Raw genomic sequence first — 16,754 nt, forward strand, 5'->3', positions numbered from 1 at the left:
TCTTTATTTTTGAAACGATATGATGGGCTCTGGCAAAACAGAGCCTGGATATAACTATGAAGCAATTAATCGAATTTTTTCCACTCATCGTTTTTTTCATCGTTTATAAACTATACGATATTTATTTAGCTAGTGGTGCGCTGATCTTAGCCACTGGGGTTATGCTAGTTATTTATTATCTGGTATATCATCGAATTGAAAAAATGCATCTGATTACGTTTTTAGCTGTGGCCGTCTTCGGAGGACTCACCATAGCGTTACATAACGATGTGTTTATCAAGTGGAAAGTGACCGTGATTTATACACTGTTCACGATTATTCTGCTCGTTTCTCAATTTGGATTTAATGCACCGGTTCTCAAAAAAATGCTGGGTAAAGAGATCGAGCTTCCCCAGAAAATCTGGAATCGCCTAAACTTATCTTGGGCGATTTTCTTTGCCATCTGCGCGATTACGAATCTATTCGTGGCATTTGGCATGAGTCAGCAGGCATGGGTTGACTTTAAGGTATTTGGTCTGTTTGGTGCGACCTTACTGTTTACAATTGGGACCGTGGTCTATATGTATCGTTACCTACCTAAACAGTCTCTCAATAATAAAAAGGATTAATTCATGTGGTATGTATTTTATTCTGAAGATGTAACTAATAGTCTGGAAGCCCGTAAAAAAGCACGTCCAGCCCATCTGGAGCGCCTTCAGTTATTACGTAATGAAGGCCGTCTACTCGTTGCAGGCCCTTGCCCGGCAATCGACAGTGAAGAACCGGGTCCAAATGGTTTTACCGGTTCAACTGTCATCGCCCAGTTTGATTCACTGGCTGAAGCTCAGGAATGGGCCGATCATGATCCTTATGTCGAAGCAGGCGTGTATGCTTCCACCACAGTGAAACCATTTAAACAAGCTTTTTAATCGTTAAAGGATCTGAAAGACTCAGATCCTTTATATTTCACGGCCGGCAGGATACCCCACTCAACATGACACATCCTGATCTGTGAGCTTGTCTGTTTTTTTCAGACTCGATTGCGGAGATATAATCAATCCAACCCCCACTAAAAAGAGACCACAGGAAACCCATTGTATTGGGGATAACGTTTCACCAAATATCCAATAGCCACTCATCAAGGCAAATACTGAAACCAACAGGGTAAATGGCGCTAAATAGCTCATCGGATATTTAATAATCATTCTATTCCAGAGCCAATACCCCAATAAGGTCGTCGGATAAGCCTGAAACAGCACTGAAAGCCAAGTGTTGCCATTCCAGTGTTGAAAAGCATAGCTCCAAACCTGCGAACCATGAGTCACCATACTTAAGACTAATAAGGGTAAAGGGGCAAAGACCATCCCCCAGATATTAAACGCAAAAACCGATTTAGTCTTAGATTGCCGGACTATTACCCCCGCTAAAGGCCAACTGATCACCGATATCAGCATAAAAACACCGCCCATCAACGTAACGTTGCCATTGGTATAGATACTGGCAAAAACCAGTCCTATCGTGGCAACAATAATGCTCAGCCATAACCTTGCTGTTATTTTTTCTTTATAAAACCATGCCCCGACCAATACCGACGTTAAAATATCGGCCTGTTGCAGTACTGACGCCATTCCAGACGATAATCCGAAATGAATCGAGCACAGCCCCATTCCCCAAACACCGATACCAAAACAGATGCCATAACCAATTAAGTAGCGCCAGGGAACCGTGGGTTTCCGAATAAAAAAGCACGCGGGGACCGCCGCGAAAAAAAAGCGTCCGGCCGCAACAATAAATGGATCCACATCCGTCACACCTAATCGGATCATTGAAAAATTAAATCCCCAAATTGCCATGAGAGCAATCACTAGGCATAAATCACGAAACTGCATCAGTATTTTCCTCCTTCATCTTTTCTTGAATACTACTTGTGAGATGATTTCAGTACAGATACAATTTATGTTGTTTTTATGGGTACAGATTATAATTTTAGGGATTGAATTTTCGTGATGTACGATAAACGCTTCAGGAACTAGAATGGCATCCAGAACTCATCATAGAATATGATATGCATCTTATCCCGGCAATGCCTGCCAAGTTCAGCCATAAATATCTGGCTCCTGAAAATTGAATACAGCTCTCTGAGTTACAGTTAGTTTGCTCAATTTTATTATCAGGGACTATAATAATGACTTTAGTTATGACCCATAAACATATTAAAAATATCAATATAAACGTTATAACGGTTTATTAATTTAGTGATTCATGTCGGTCAAATTAATTTATTGTGCTTAAAAAAGTTTATTTTTTAAGCAAAGTTGTGCCCTATTTGACCCGGCTCGTTCCATACTGAAACGCTGACCTTATTCCGATATTTATTGTTTAAACAATTATCATTTTTATATGGCACCACATTCAATCTCTATTGGATGTCATTCGTAGATAAAATAAACCGTTCCTTATAATGAAACGAACTCAAAAATTTGCCAGATATTAAAAATGTAGATAATCATTAAGAGTTGCTGTGATGAAAAATATTAAGAATAAATTGACAACATTAGGGTTATTTGCTCTTTTAAATGCATTGATTGCTATTCTTATCGCTATTCGATATTTCCAATATCTGCCTGCACTACCAAACGATATTACAGGTCTAACCTTTCTAGTCTCTTCACTTATCGGCCAGATGTCACTTTTAGCGGGTGTGGTTGCGTTGGCAGGTATCCCTTTTATGCTCCTTCCCTTCAAGATTGGACGCTGGATCATTGCACTGCTCGCAACATTAGCCATCACCGCACTCCTCATCGATACCTTTGTTTTTGCCCAATACCGTTTTCATATCAACGCCGTCGTATTAGAACTAGTCATGTCCGGAGATATCGTGACATTTGCGCTAGCCACTTGGTTAAAAGCTCTATTTAGTTTTATCTTGATTTTCTTATTTGAGGTGTGGCTAACGGGGATTGCCGCCAACCAATTCAAGAAAATGAAATTCAAGTTAGGTCGAACCTTTTGTGGGCTCGTCATTATCTGTCTTTTAGCCTCAAATGGTATCCATGCTTGGGGATCGGCTTATGCGAATCAATCGGTACTGATGACAGATCGCTATCTGCCATTATTCTACCCCTTATCCGCCAATGCCCTCATGAAAAAAATGGGATGGGTTGATATACAAGCGCTCAAGCACAAAAAACTCATTCGACATCGTAAACACGGTGATTTGCAATATCCTTTACACCCTTTACAAACCCAGCCAGTTACCAAGCCGCTGAATATTGTTTTTTTAATGATCGACTCATGGCGCTTTGATAGTTTCACTAAAGAGGTGGCCCCCAATATCTGGAAATATGCTCAGCAAGGTCGTATTTTTGAGCATCACCTCTCGACTGGAAATGCAACTCGAGCCGGTATTTTTGGCTTATTTTATGGGATCCCATCGACCTACTGGCAAGCTTTTCTCGCAAACCAACGTTCTCCATTACTGATGGATCGATTGCAACAGCTCGGTTATGACATTCAGGCATTTGGCTCCGCTCAACTGACCAATCCTGAATTTAACCAGACCGTGTTTCGGAACATTCCTCACCTACGCCAGCATTCAGATGGAAACTCCCCTCATGAGCGAGATGAAGATGTCAATCACGATTGGCTACAATGGTTTGAACACCGCGATCAATCCAAACCAAGTTTTTCATTCATTTTCTATGACTCACCGCATGGATACGATTTTCCATCAGATTATCCACGGCTATTTAAACCGATATTAGATCCCGTCGATTATCTAAAACTCAATAATGATTTTGATCCGAAACCTTTTATGAATCGCTATAAAACGTCCGTTCATTTCACGGACAGTTTAGCGGCTAAAATATTAGATAAACTTAAAAATAGTGGCGCACTCCGCCATACCGTGGTCATTATTTCAGGGGACCATGGGCAGGAAATCAATGATAATAAACTAAATTACTGGGGACATAATAGTAACTTTACCCAGTATCAAGTCCATGTTCCTTTTATCATTTTAGCTCCGGATGTAACCCCAGGCATTGAAACCAAACTCACCAGCCATGAGGATGTTGCACCGACCTTGTTACAACATTATTTAGGAGTCACGAGCCCTATTTCGGACTATTCAACCGGAATCGACCTACTGAAACCGATCAAACAACGGAACTGGATTATTTCCGCGAAGTACAGCGGTTATGCCATCATTACCGATCAAAGTATTTTAGAAGTGTCATCGTCAAAAGGGACTTACCAGCTGTTAGATCCCACAAATCGACCTATTACCAATAAAAAACCAAATTTTGCCCAACTTCAAGCTGCTTTTGAACAAATTAGGCGCTTTAATGAATAATCCATTTCAACGGCGATCAGCGGATTCTGGTCGCCATTTGCGAGTTCTGGCAGTACCCATAAAATTGGGGTGGTATCAGCAAGTACAATAGGGATGAACCATGGCGAAATACGAGCAACTCGCTCAGAAAATACTGAATGATATTGATACAGGCAGACTTCAGGCGGGAGATAAAATGCAGTCACTCCGTCATTTTGCAAAATCACATCAAATCAGCATGTCAACCGCGGTCAGCTGTTATGCAGAACTCGAATCTCGGGGAATTATTCAGTCCCGCCCGAAAGCGGGTTTTTATGTCACAACGACCCCTAAACTACAACCGTTACGTTGGCAATCTTTTCAAAGTATATCCACCAGCCCCAAAATTACGGAGATCGTTGCAGCCAAACCCGTCACCGGACCACTGGGAATTTCAATGCTGCATTTGGATGAAGCAACGCAAAAAGATTTAGCCCGCAGTTTAAAACGAGCCACTCGAAAAACAGCACGACTTTTAATGCAATATCCTCAGGGACAAGGCGAACCTGAATTACGTGAAGCACTTGCGAATCACTTTAATCAAATAGGGTTTTCATTCCATCCGGATGAATTAATTATTACCGCCGGATGCATGGATGCGGTAAAAATTGCACTCAGTGTCTGTAGTAAACCCGGTGATACCATTGCAGTCAGTTCTCCTTGCTATCATGGCTTACTCGCCTTACTGGCGGCATCCTCCTTGAACGTGATCGAAATTCCATCCTGTGAGGACGGGATTGATTTAGACCAGCTAGAAGCATTACTAAAACAACAATCCATACAAGTTGGTTTATTTTGTACAACACATATGAATCCACAGGGATTAACTTTATCAACACAACAAAAGCAACAATTAGCTAGGTTGGCTAATCACTATCAGATCCCCATCATTGAAGATGATGTCTATCTGGAATTATCTCACAATCAACATCATCCCCTGCCAGCGACTTACTATGATACTCAAGGCTATATGCTCTGGTGTAGTTCTATATCTAAAAGTATTTCTCCCAGTTATCGGATTGGTTGGTGTCGTCCTGGTCGCTATTATCAAGCTTATGCACAAAAAAGCATGGGAATCGCAACACTGATCCAGTATACGCTGGCTGATTTTATTCAATCTGGAAGTTATACCCGACATTTGAAACGAGCCTGTTATCAACTTCATCTTCGGCAACAGCAATACCTGACTTATTTAGCACAACATCTGCCCAATGACTGTTCAGTCACCCAACCCGAAGGAGGATTAGTCTTGTGGATAGATATTCCCCGGCTAAACTCCCATACTTTTAGTATTGCGGCCTATCAAGCTCACTTAGATATCTATACGGGCCCCATGTTTACATTATCGTCCCGTTATCAACACTGCTTACGGATCAATATCGGATTTCCAATCGAACAAAAAAGTGTTCAAACAGCCCTCAAAACATTTATCCAACTTATTACGCAAAATTTAAAATAAGCACTTATCGAGCTCATCGTTCATTTCAAAAAATCAGTATAAAAACCGAATGAACTACTTTACATTAGAAGCTGTTTATCACTCAAATCCAATTAAGGAGATACCATGAAAACAATCATTTCAGGTGGATGTGTCTGTGGCAAAGTTCAGTTTACGGTTGAAGATGACTTTGAACATTTTTATTTTTGCCATTGTGAGCAATGCCGAAAAATGACTGGATCTGCTTTTGCAACCAATCTATTCACTCGTCCAGATAATATTCAATGGACCGAAGGACAAGAATTTATAAAACGCTATGAGCATCCCACCCGAACCTTCTCGCAGGTTTTCTGTACCCATTGTGGATCCAGCCTCCCTTATGTTTCAAAAAGTGGGAAAGCATTAATTGTTCCGGCAGGTAGTTTAAATACCGAACCCAGTAAAACTCCGGATGCGCAAATTTTTTGCAGTGAAGAGACTCAATGGCATATTGCAGGACTGACCGCCGCTCGATTTCCAAAATTTCCAGAATAATCAATTAGTAAAGGTAGATAACGGGCCACTCCAACGCCATTGGTTCATAAGGGGGCCGCAAACAGCCCTTTTGTTATCTTTATCATTCAAAAGCTGATGAGAAATGCCGATCCATCACTACTGCATTATGCCCATGTAAGCTTTCCTGATGTTCAATTTTAAACTGATACCCAACCACGGCATCATGCTGTTCCAAACAACGTTTTACCTTACGAGCTGCATCTTCACAAAACATCAGATGCTCAGCGTTTAAGCGAGCAAACGCTTGCTCATCCACCCGTTTAACGGCTGTTTGTACCGGCGTCTCAATTGCAGCTTCTAGCATGTCAATCAACTGCGGAAAATCAGGAAAAGTTTCCGGTTTGAATGTTAACGAAACATAAGCATAAGAACGCTGACTATGCGGTGTAGCCACTGTTCCCTGCTCAGAAACCAGCCATTCCAGTAACTGAGGCTTCTCAATCACAGTCCCTGAAAATTGCTGTTCAATAGCCTCTTTATACAATTCTCTAGAAAGCGATGCAGAACAAGGACAGGTACTTGAATAAGCAATGGTCAGATCAACTTGCAACTGATAATGCATATGCTTTTTTTCGATCGTCAATTCGACAGGATAAACAGCAAAACCCTGTTCACCGGAAATCAGCGCGGACCGTTTTAAAATAAGATCAAATGCCAGCACTAAACGAGCCGATTGACTGATTCCCTGTTGGGATTCAATTAATTCATCCAAGATCAACTGCAAACGATTCAGGCTAATCGACTGATTAGCTAACCGTTCCATCAACTTTAAATATAAACGGGACATATGGATCCCCTTCGCATTCGCCTTATCTAAGCTGACAAAAACACTGACCTGTCCATTAACACTAGCGAATATTCCCTGTTGTGAAGCTACTAAAAAAGGAACAGCTATTTTTTCCATCCCGACCCACTGCAGGCAAGATGGCTGCTGTGCACATTGATTACTCGTTACATCTGGTAGCATTTTTTATTGACCTTTACTTACCTATTACACGATTCGATAACCGATGACTTATATCAATTGAATACATAAAATGAATTCACAAAGTGTTACTTTATAACACATATGATTAATGAAGATAACACCAACTTGAATAGGGGCTTAACCCTTACCAAAACTCAATAACAAGCATGGTAATCCCACGCCATGCTAGTTATTCCCAAACCATAACTGACTTTTTAACTGTTCAATAAACCATTGATGAGCACGACCTGTTTCACCTTTACGACAAGCCATATAAATGGTTTGCATTGGCCTTGGCAGCTCAACGGCTTTAATAACCAACGAGCCCTGCACCAACTGTTGTCGAATTAAATGTTTAGGTAAAAACCCAACGCCAGTCCCTTGTTGTTGTAAGCGAATTTTATCGGACATAGACGACAACCGGATCTGCTGGCGGCTGGCAAAAATTCCGCTGGAACGCTGCAATAAAGCTTGCGAACTATCCGCGACAATTACGGAAGGATACTGCAATAAAGCATCTACGGGGATTGGCATATCATATTGCGCTAAAGGGTGATCACAGGCAACGGCAAATACAAATTCAACGTTTCCCAACTCATAAACATCATACTGTCCCCGGGGCAGTTCACCTGAAACACCTATAGCGATATCCGCGCGATGTGAGTACAGTGCATCCCATCCTCCACCCAGCGCTTCTTTAGAGATATTAATCGTGACCTGCTTACCTAAGCGGGTAAATTCATGAATCACCTGTAATAATGGCTCTTCGGGTAAAATAGTATCCAATGCCAAGGAAATTTGAGTTTCCCACCCAGTTTCCAATTGCTTTACCGCATCCTGCAAGCGTTCGGTAGCCGCTAAGATTTCTCGCCCCTGAGTTAAAACTAATCGCCCAACAGCATTCAACTCTGCGCGGGTCCCCCGGCGTTCAAACAAACTGCACCCTAACTCCTGTTCCAGTTTCTGAATGGTATAAGTCAGTGCAGAAGGAACACGATAGAGAGACTCGGCAGCTGAAGCAAAACTTCCTTTTTTATCAATAGCATCTAATACTTTTAACGCATCGATATTCATGGTGTTAAGTCCAGTTCAATATTATTCAAATTATTTGAATATTAAACTCAAATTATTCCGATTTTCAAGCTTAACCAGTCTCAGATAAACTTCATTTCAACAGCTAAACAACGAGATTAAACGTTGTTAACCCTATTCAAATTTATTTAAGGAAAGATAAAATGAAATCACTTATTGCAAAAATCATCAACAGCAATGCTAGTTTTGCCCCTCTAATGCTACGCGTTCCAGTCGGACTCACACTCATGGCGCATGGGAGTCAAAAGCTATTTGGAATGTTCGGTGGGTACGGTTTAGCCGGCACAGCACATTGGATGGCATCTATCGGCCTAACTCCAGGCTACCTAATGGCTCTGTTGTCAGGTTCAGCCGAATTCTTCGGTGGACTATTTATTTTGCTGGGCCTACTCATTCGACCATCAGCGGCTGTCGTTGCCTTTACCATGATAGTGGCAATCTTCTCAGTCCACATTCATAACGGCTTATTCATGGCCAACAATGGTTACGAATATGCTCTGTCACTCTTGGCGGTGACTGTTTCTCTGCTAGTTTCAGGTGCAGGGAAAGTATCACTGGATCGTTTAATTAGTTCTAAATTATAAGGAGGTGTCATGCTTATCATCAGACATGCAGACGCTCGTGGCCAAGCCGATTTAGGCTGGCTACGGAGCCAACACAGTTTTTCATTTGCGCAGTATTATGACCCTCGCCATATGGGGGTCTCAGCTCTTCGAGTCATTAATGAAGATCATGTCAAACCCGGCTGTGGGTTTGAAACCCACAGCCACCAGAATATGGAAATTATCAGCTATGTGCTGGCAGGAACATTGGCTCATCAAGATAGCTATGGACACAAACGCACGCTTTCCGCTGGCGAATTTCAATTAATGTCCGCTGGGAGTGGTATTTATCACAGTGAATTTAATCCGTCACCGAATCAGCCTCTGGATTTTTTACAAATCTGGGTTAAACCCGCGGTTCAAGGAGGAAAAGCCAGCTATCAACAACGGTTTTTTGAATCGACCAATGGTCTAACCGCCATTGTGACTCCTGACGGACGAGAATCAACCTTGACGATTAAACAGGATACATCACTCTACCGCTTACAACTAACCCAAGGCCAAAACTACACACTACCTATTCATGCGGGACGAATACTCTATATGCATATCGTTCAGGGGAACTTACAAATCGCCGATCAATTGATTCAGGACGGGGATGGTATCACCATAAAGGATGAATCTTCCGTGCCATGCTTGGCTCAATCCAATATGGAAGCACTGTTATTTGATTTGCCAGCATAAACAAAATCAATTGACTCTATAGTCATGTTCTATGTGCAATTATAAATAGAGTCCACCCACTGGATATTTCATGAGATAAAAGGAGTGAATGAACCCCATAAATCTGGCTAGGTTTAATCGACAGCTTAACAGGGCTTATGATAAAACTCTTGAATATTCAGACATCATATTCAGATCATTTCATAAAGAAGCATACTTATGGAAGAGTATGTCTGCTCAGCATTGACGTAATCAAAGTAGCAGCCAGATAATCTTTAATATGAATCGCAAATGAATAAATGCGCTTAGCCCGAGCCATATAAAATAAATGGCCCACGACAGACCATTTATTCAGACTATTGAGAGGATTGGATAACAGCTTTAACGATCCATTGGGCTTTCAATCACACCCATTCTGATGTTTTTGTTTGGATCAGTTGCTCAAGTATTTGAATCACGCCGTATTCATCATTAGATTTAGTCATAAATTTAGCGTATTGCCGCATATCTGGATGTGCATTCGCCATGGTATAGCTATATTTCACCGCTTGTAGCATCTCAATATCATTATACGTATCACCAAATGCCATCATCTGTTCGGTAGATATTTGTAATGCTTTGCCCATAAAATGCATGGCCGTTCCTTTATTTACCCCGGGATTCATCATATCGATCCACATGGTATCACCCAGAGTAATTGAATAATCATGATTGAAACGTGGCATAAAATCATTTTCATAACTGGCTTGTGCATCTGCATTCGGGAAATAAACCGTAAATTTATTCGCTATTGCGTCAACTGCACTAAGTTTTTCAACAACTTGAATTTTAGCGTAAAAGCGTTTCAAAAACTCCATATGAGGCAACCCAGATTGCGAAACATAAGCGGTATCCAAACCGCAAATCACCGCCACACCGCTAGTATGCTGCTCAACATACCGAACTAATTGCTGATAGCGACTGGCCTCAATAATACTTTTGAATAGGAAATCGTCTTGGTGAGCAATCGCTGCACCATTGTCACTAATAAAAATCAGATCATCCGCCAACCGAGGAAATAAAGCTCGCAAAGTATATAAAGGTCGACCACTCGCAATTGCTACCGATACGCCTAACTGCTTTAGCTGTTTGACACACGACTCAAACATCGGAGGAATCTCGCCCATCTCAGTAAGCAATGTATGGTCCATATCTGTCGCAACTAACTGTGTTTCTCGCATATCTCACTCTCTCACTGGTTCAGGGAACATGCTGTAACCGATTACAAAGCGCTATTATATCAAGAAATAGCCCATGCGAGGTGCTTTAAACACGAAAGGTCCATCATCAGAGATTGGTTACTGTTTCAATAAGCGTTGGATCCTTTATGTTTATTCAAAGGTACCTTTCATCACTGTAGCTTATTGCGTCCAGCGAATCATTTATTCCCCAAAAAAGGCCATTAAACTGAAAAAAATAACTGTGCCTAATACCACCGTGATTAAAACATTTCTTGTTTTCCAAGCCACTAATGCTGCGATAACTGCTGCAATCAAATATGGATTGCTAATGCTTATATCCAATTTATCGTCATGTAACAACACAATGGGAGCCCAGATAGCGGTCAAGACCGCCGGGCTGGAATAGCTCAGTATTTTCTGTGCCTCAGCGTTGAGTTTCAATGGTAATTTAGGGGCTAAAAACAGATAACGACTCACAAAAACGATCACCGACATCAGACAAATAGTGAACCAAATCATGCTTTTTCTCCAACTTTATCTGTTTTTCTATTGAATAGTTTCTCCCAGCCATAGCCCACAAACATCGCCACCAAACTCGCGATCATCAACCCTCCGTCAATATGAAATGCCTGCAATACCACGGATAAAACCAACGCCACTAAAACAGACATCAAAATAGCTTTGTTTTTTATCGTTGGAACAACAATCGCAATAAATGTGGCCGCAATTGCAAAATCGAGCCCCAGAGAATCTAGGTTCGGAATAAATTTCCCCGCAACAATCCCCACAAAAGTAGCTAGATTCCAACAGAGATAGAACGAAAGCCCTGCCCCAAGCGCATACCAACGATTAAATGTTTTAACTGATTGATGACCTAATATAGCAAATAGTTCATCCGTCAGTAAAAAGCCAAGGCTCACCCGCCATCCCAATGATAATGGGCTGATTTTATGGCGCATCGCAAGCCCGTATAAAAAATGTCTGGACGCAATAAAAAGCGTCGTCAATAAAATAGTGACTAATCCACTCCCCGCATGTATTAATCCGGTCGCAATCAACTGGGCTGACCCGGCAAAAACAATCGCTGAGAGCGCCTGACTCTGAAATAGATCAAGGCCGATTCCTACAGCAAAAGAACCGGCTAGCAATCCCCACGGAATAACAGCAATACTCAGAGGTGTAACAGCTAAAGCTCCTTGTAGAAACAACTTAAATTTATTTTTGTTTAAATAGCGCTGATTAAAATCATTTGATAAAGCCGTTGATTGCATTACTCATTACTCGATTTTATAGAATTAGACTCAACTTACAGTAAGAGGAAGGGAACAAGTATACTTGTACAAAACTGCTCAATTAACCTGTTTAAAATACTGGCCGGGAGTCACTCCCATTGCTTTTTTAAAGTGACGATGAAAGTGACTCTGATCATGAAAACCCGCTTCTTGGGCCACATCTGATATTTTATGTCCTTGCTTGAGCAATTTTTTAGCGAGCCGTAATCGGGCCTGGATCTGATACGCATGAGGAGGAAACCCATATGCTGACTGAAAAGCGCGAACTAAATGAAACGGGCTAATAGATGCCAAGTTAGCCAATTCTTGTAAAGAAACGTTTGCACTTGGAAAATCATCGATAAATTCTTTCACCAGTTTTAACTGTTGCTGAGCTTTAGGAACCGTTGTCGAAGTAACCGATAACTTACCGTGCCGGCACAGTAATCGAGTCAAAACACTATACAAAAGCGTTTCTCTGAGTAAGCGATTATCCGATTGTTTCAGTATGTTAAAAACCAAACGAAACTGATCGGCCAACTCAGGATCATAAACAACCGGTGATGGAAAATACGGTAATCCCGGATCCCTGCCTAAACGACCATGGCCCAGTTCTTCAGTAATTAAAGCTAGTTGCTGAGGTAAAGGATACATGGCTTGGTAAGACCAACCTCCCTCAGATGCCGAATGTCCAGTATGAACTTCATCCGCATTGACTAAAATGATGCTCCCTTGGGGCGCAATATAATTACCGTCCGTACGAAAAAATTCTTGAGCGCCCTGCTCAATCACCCCCACGGTATATCCTTCATGACTATGCCGAGAAAAGTTCTGATAATGGTATTGGGCATTAAGCACCTCAATCCCCCCCAATTCCTGAGCGATACTATAGGTGGCCTGCTCTTTTGGACATGCTACTTTTTTATCTCGCATTTTTGTTGTGTTCTGGTTTTCCATCTGTCATCTACCATTTCTCATTTGCAAGATTACACTCCGATTATAACGATACATAATTCGAAATGTTTGTACAAAATTGCGATCTTCTGCATCTAGACAACAGCGAATAGCCTCATCAGGATCCAGAATATAAAGTCATAAACAGGAACTTTTGAGCTTTTTAATTCGTTGCACAAGGACTAGCAGATTTCTCTTGATGAGAATGCTAAATGAACAAGAAATGATGTCAGTATGATAGTACTGGCATCATTTCAAATGGGGAGACTTATCGATCGTGATACTGCGGACGATTCTTCTGAATCGTTAAGTGATTACGCAATATAACCGTCAACACCTTTAAAAGAGGAGTAACCATCATCCACCATCACTGTTGACCCATTAATAGCACTTGCTTCAGGCAACGATAATAAATAAATTGCATCCGCAATTTCTTTCGGTTCAATAATCCGCCCTTTCATATGGAGTTTACTGCCGATTTCTTCTATGGGTTTGTCAATCATTGCGGTCTTAACCCAGCCCGGGGCAACGGACAATACCCGAACTCCATAAGGTGACAATTCCCGCGCCATCGCCTGAGTCACCATACGAACACCACCTTTACTAGCGTGATAACCGATACTTTCGGTATTTGCTATCGCACCACAAATCGAGCCTACATTGATGATAACGCCCGACCGATTATTCACCATAATCTTACCGACTTCTTGGCACAGCTGAATAGTCCCCATCAGATTAATCTGGATCGTATTCAAAATATCCGCTAAATCCGCTTCAATAAAAGGAACCCTCTGCCCCACAACCCCAGCAACATTCGCTAAAACATCAATCGATCCAAATTTTTCAACGGTTTGCTTGACAGCCAATCGACACTGTTCAGCATCGGCAATATTGCATTCAAAGAAAGCAACATCCCCTAATACAGAAAGTTCTGATATGGCCTGTTCAATCACTTCCTTAGTATCAATGCTAGCAATAGCGACTTGATAACCTTGATTTAAATATTTCTTAGCTGTTTCAAAACCAATTCCGCGGGTTCCACCGGTAACCATAACGACTTTGTTCATACCTAGTCCTTTTATATTTTAATTTATTAATTCTAATAAGAAATTATGACTAGAAGTGACTATGAGCAAAGAAAAATCGTAAATAAATATGTTTTATTTCCATACAGACTGGAATTATTTTCCAGAATATAGAATAAATTAACCCCGCTATAAAATAAGATCCCATCTAAACTTCATTCAACTATTTCTAATAGATTACCTTTAGGAAAATCAGATCGGAATTCCATGCCACAATAAAGATTAAAAGTACCATTTTGTTAATTAAATATTCACCCATAAATTATTTAACACATTGATTTATAATGATTTCACTGAAATAACTCATTAAAGGTTAAATATTAAAAACAAATAAGTAACGATATAATTATATTCATATCATTTTTTTAATATAGCTAATTATAGCGATGAAATATAAAATAATTTCATGTTTAATTATTAAACAATCATACATTTCATTATTAATCCTGATATAAGAATCATATATGCTAAAAAATGTTTTTGAACCTTTAACCATTGGCCATTTAGAATTAAAAAATCGTTTTGTCGTTCCACCAATGGTGTCGAACTATGCCAACGAAGATGGTACCTGTAGCGAACAATTTATGGCTTATCATGAAGAAAAAGCTAAAGGTGGCTGGGGATTAATTATTGTTGAAGACTATAAAATTAATCCCGAATCGGGTGGTTTCGTAAAACTACCAGGCCTTTGGCATGATGGACAAATAAAAAGCCATAAAGAACTAACCGATCGAGTTCACCGGCATGGAGCTAAAATTGCCGCGCAAATTTATCATGCCGGACGAGAAACCTGTGCTGAAATTACCGGAGTTCAACCCGTCGCCCCTTCCGCGATTCCGGATCCAGTTGTCAACGCTATGCCTCGAGCACTCACGGTTGCAGAGATCCACGAACTTGTTGAACAATTTGGGGATACGGCATTACGCGTTCAAGCAGCAGGATTTGATGCGGTTGAAATTCATGGCGCACACGGATACCTGATCAACCAATTCATGTCACCATTTTCAAATAAACGAACCGATAACTACGGCGGAACTATTCTGAATCGTGCACGATTTGCCCTTGAAATTATTGCCAACATCCGCGCTAAGGTCGGCAACGAATTCCCGATTATCTATCGTATGTCCGTTAACGAATTCGTTGAAGGTGGGTTAACCACTGAAGACAGTAAAGTGATATCTATGCTGCTAGAAGATGCCGGCGTGAATGCCATTCATGCTTCTAATGGGGTCTATGCAACGAGCGATAAGATTATTCCTCCAACCGCGGTTGGCCATGCCTGGAGTGCCGCCATTAGTGAAGAAATTAAAAAAGTCGTATCAATTCCGGTCATCGCGGTTGGTCGCATCAATGATCCGCTGATCGCTGAAGCTGTCCTTCGAGCCAATCAGGCCGATCTTATCTCAATGGGAAGAGCTTCCTTAGCCGATCCGCACTTACCCAATAAGGCTAAAGCAGGTGATTTTGACAGTATCATTCGGTGTATCGGTTGCCTACAAGGTTGTATTCAGCGAAATGCACAACAATTACCGATTAAATGTTTGGTCAATCCATTAACGGGTCATGAGTCAGAAAGGCAAATTGAAGACGATACACATCAGAAAAAAGTCGTCATCATCGGCGGAGGGATCGCGGGAATGGAGGCCGCAATCGTTGCCGCTCAAAGAGGTCATCGCGTTGATTTATACGAAAAAAGTGATCGATTAGGTGGTCAATGGATCCTTGCCTCAATTCCACCAACCAAAGAAGAGCTGGGTGCATTTACCACCTGGCAAACTCATAAATTGCAGAATTTAGGGGTCCGTGTTCACATCAATACAGAACTCTCTCTAGAGATGATCCAAGCCATTCAACCAGATTCGCTCATTGTTGCCACAGGAGCCCTTCCATTTATTCCCAATATCCCGGGGAACACCCTTGAACATGTCGTCACAGCCAATGATATTTTACAAGGGAGTGCTCAACCAGGAAAACGAGTCGTTATCATTGGGGGGGGACTCGTTGGATCCGAAACCGCCGCGCACTTAGCCAACCATGGACATGAGGTATCCATTATTGAAATGAATTCAGATATTTTTCTGGGGACTCCCTCCTCAACCAAACAATATCTGATGCAAGATTTGCAACAGCACCATGTGACCATTATGACAGAGACTACGGTCAAAGAAATACGCTCAAATTCGGTAGTCATCGAAACGAAACCAGGTCAACAGCAAGAGCTGCAACAGGTGGATAGCGTGGTTATGGCGATTGGTTCTAAACCGGTAAGCTTTTCGCTTGAAGAACTCAAAAATAATGTAAGCAACGTGATCACGATCGGGGATGCCCAACAAGTAAGAAAAGCAATGGAAGCCATTGAAGAAGGCTATATGGCAGGCCTTCATGCCTAATGCATTAATGTTTGGCAATGTTCTATGCATGATTGAAAACTGCCTTGAATCAACATCCGATGACTAAAAATTAAATAATTTTCATCGTTATAACCCTTCCCAAACAATTATCACTGCCACTGGTGGGCGTTTGGGGATGACAGTAAAAAGCCATCTGCAATACTGA

Annotated in this window: 16 protein-coding genes; 8 read left to right on the forward strand and 8 right to left on the reverse strand. The window is 41.3% G+C overall.

What is annotated here, in order from left to right; genetic code table 11:
• Window positions 1–56 precede the first annotated feature (56 nt).
• Together ABUE20_RS01175 and ABUE20_RS01180 are read left to right on the forward strand one after the other, a co-directional pair.
• Window positions 57–608, forward strand: a complete 552-nt coding sequence (locus ABUE20_RS01175) for a septation protein A (protein WP_408617966.1) — start codon at window positions 57–59, stop codon at window positions 606–608.
• A 3-nt stretch (window positions 609–611) separates the two neighbouring features.
• Window positions 612–908: a YciI family protein gene (locus ABUE20_RS01180; RefSeq protein ID WP_408617967.1), complete on the forward strand. Its 297-nt coding sequence runs from the start codon at window positions 612–614 to the stop codon at window positions 906–908.
• Between the two features lie 60 nt (window positions 909–968).
• Here the strand turns inward: ABUE20_RS01180 and ABUE20_RS01185 are convergent, their stop codons facing one another.
• Window positions 969–1,868, reverse strand: coding sequence for an EamA family transporter (locus ABUE20_RS01185; RefSeq protein WP_408617968.1), 900 nt, complete (start codon window positions 1,866–1,868; stop codon window positions 969–971).
• Window positions 1,869–2,503: 635 nt separating this feature from the next.
• On the opposite strand from ABUE20_RS01185, the gene ABUE20_RS01190 reads away from it, so the two are divergent.
• The 3 genes from ABUE20_RS01190 to ABUE20_RS01200 all read left to right on the forward strand — a co-directional run bounded on the left by ABUE20_RS01190 (window position 2,504) and on the right by ABUE20_RS01200 (window position 6,323).
• Window positions 2,504–4,333, forward strand: a complete 1,830-nt coding sequence (locus tag ABUE20_RS01190; protein ID WP_408617969.1) for a DUF3413 domain-containing protein — start codon at window positions 2,504–2,506, stop codon at window positions 4,331–4,333.
• Between the two features lie 100 nt (window positions 4,334–4,433).
• Complete coding sequence (locus ABUE20_RS01195; RefSeq protein WP_408617970.1) at window positions 4,434–5,810, forward strand: aminotransferase-like domain-containing protein; 1,377 nt, start codon at window positions 4,434–4,436, stop codon at window positions 5,808–5,810.
• 105 nt (window positions 5,811–5,915) lie between these two features.
• Complete coding sequence (locus ABUE20_RS01200) at window positions 5,916–6,323, forward strand: GFA family protein (RefSeq protein ID WP_408617971.1); 408 nt, start codon at window positions 5,916–5,918, stop codon at window positions 6,321–6,323.
• A gap of 82 nt (window positions 6,324–6,405) precedes the next feature.
• Here the strand turns inward: ABUE20_RS01200 and folE2 are convergent, their stop codons facing one another.
• Window positions 6,406–7,311, reverse strand: a complete 906-nt coding sequence (gene folE2 / locus ABUE20_RS01205; protein WP_408617972.1) for a GTP cyclohydrolase FolE2 — start codon at window positions 7,309–7,311, stop codon at window positions 6,406–6,408.
• A 186-nt stretch (window positions 7,312–7,497) separates the two neighbouring features.
• A complete protein-coding gene (locus tag ABUE20_RS01210) occupies window positions 7,498–8,385 on the reverse strand; it encodes a LysR family transcriptional regulator (protein ID WP_408617973.1) in 888 nt (295 codons plus the stop codon).
• Window positions 8,386–8,546: 161 nt separating this feature from the next.
• Between ABUE20_RS01210 and ABUE20_RS01215 the strand changes: the two genes are divergently transcribed.
• Both ABUE20_RS01215 and ABUE20_RS01220 read left to right on the forward strand, forming a co-directional pair.
• Window positions 8,547–8,987 (forward strand): DoxX family protein, encoded by a 441-nt coding sequence (locus tag ABUE20_RS01215; protein ID WP_408617974.1) that lies wholly within the window; start codon window positions 8,547–8,549, stop codon window positions 8,985–8,987.
• Window positions 8,988–8,996: 9 nt separating this feature from the next.
• Window positions 8,997–9,689: a pirin family protein gene (locus tag ABUE20_RS01220; RefSeq protein WP_408617975.1), complete on the forward strand. Its 693-nt coding sequence runs from the start codon at window positions 8,997–8,999 to the stop codon at window positions 9,687–9,689.
• Between the two features lie 383 nt (window positions 9,690–10,072).
• Here the strand turns inward: ABUE20_RS01220 and ABUE20_RS01225 are convergent, their stop codons facing one another.
• The 5 genes from ABUE20_RS01225 to ABUE20_RS01245 form a co-directional block, all read right to left on the reverse strand.
• Window positions 10,073–10,888 (reverse strand): HAD family hydrolase, encoded by an 816-nt coding sequence (locus ABUE20_RS01225; protein ID WP_408617976.1) that lies wholly within the window; start codon window positions 10,886–10,888, stop codon window positions 10,073–10,075.
• 201 nt (window positions 10,889–11,089) lie between these two features.
• On the reverse strand, window positions 11,090–11,407 hold the full coding sequence (locus ABUE20_RS01230) for an AzlD domain-containing protein (protein WP_408617977.1): 318 nt from the start codon (window positions 11,405–11,407) through the stop codon (window positions 11,090–11,092).
• Window positions 11,404–12,159 (reverse strand): AzlC family ABC transporter permease, encoded by a 756-nt coding sequence (locus ABUE20_RS01235; protein WP_408617978.1) that lies wholly within the window; start codon window positions 12,157–12,159, stop codon window positions 11,404–11,406. The genes ABUE20_RS01230 and ABUE20_RS01235 overlap by 4 nt, the downstream gene beginning before the upstream one ends.
• A 78-nt stretch (window positions 12,160–12,237) precedes the next feature.
• On the reverse strand, window positions 12,238–13,092 hold the full coding sequence (locus ABUE20_RS01240; RefSeq protein WP_408618225.1) for an AraC family transcriptional regulator: 855 nt from the start codon (window positions 13,090–13,092) through the stop codon (window positions 12,238–12,240).
• A gap of 335 nt (window positions 13,093–13,427) precedes the next feature.
• Complete coding sequence (locus ABUE20_RS01245) at window positions 13,428–14,180, reverse strand: SDR family NAD(P)-dependent oxidoreductase (RefSeq protein ID WP_408617979.1); 753 nt, start codon at window positions 14,178–14,180, stop codon at window positions 13,428–13,430.
• Window positions 14,181–14,662: 482 nt separating this feature from the next.
• Between ABUE20_RS01245 and ABUE20_RS01250 the strand changes: the two genes are divergently transcribed.
• Window positions 14,663–16,588 (forward strand): oxidoreductase, encoded by a 1,926-nt coding sequence (locus ABUE20_RS01250; RefSeq protein ID WP_408617980.1) that lies wholly within the window; start codon window positions 14,663–14,665, stop codon window positions 16,586–16,588.
• Window positions 16,589–16,754 lie beyond the last annotated feature (166 nt).

The sequence above is a fragment of the Celerinatantimonas marina genome, assembly GCF_046054165.1.
Classification (GTDB): Bacteria; Pseudomonadota; Gammaproteobacteria; order Enterobacterales; family Celerinatantimonadaceae; genus Celerinatantimonas.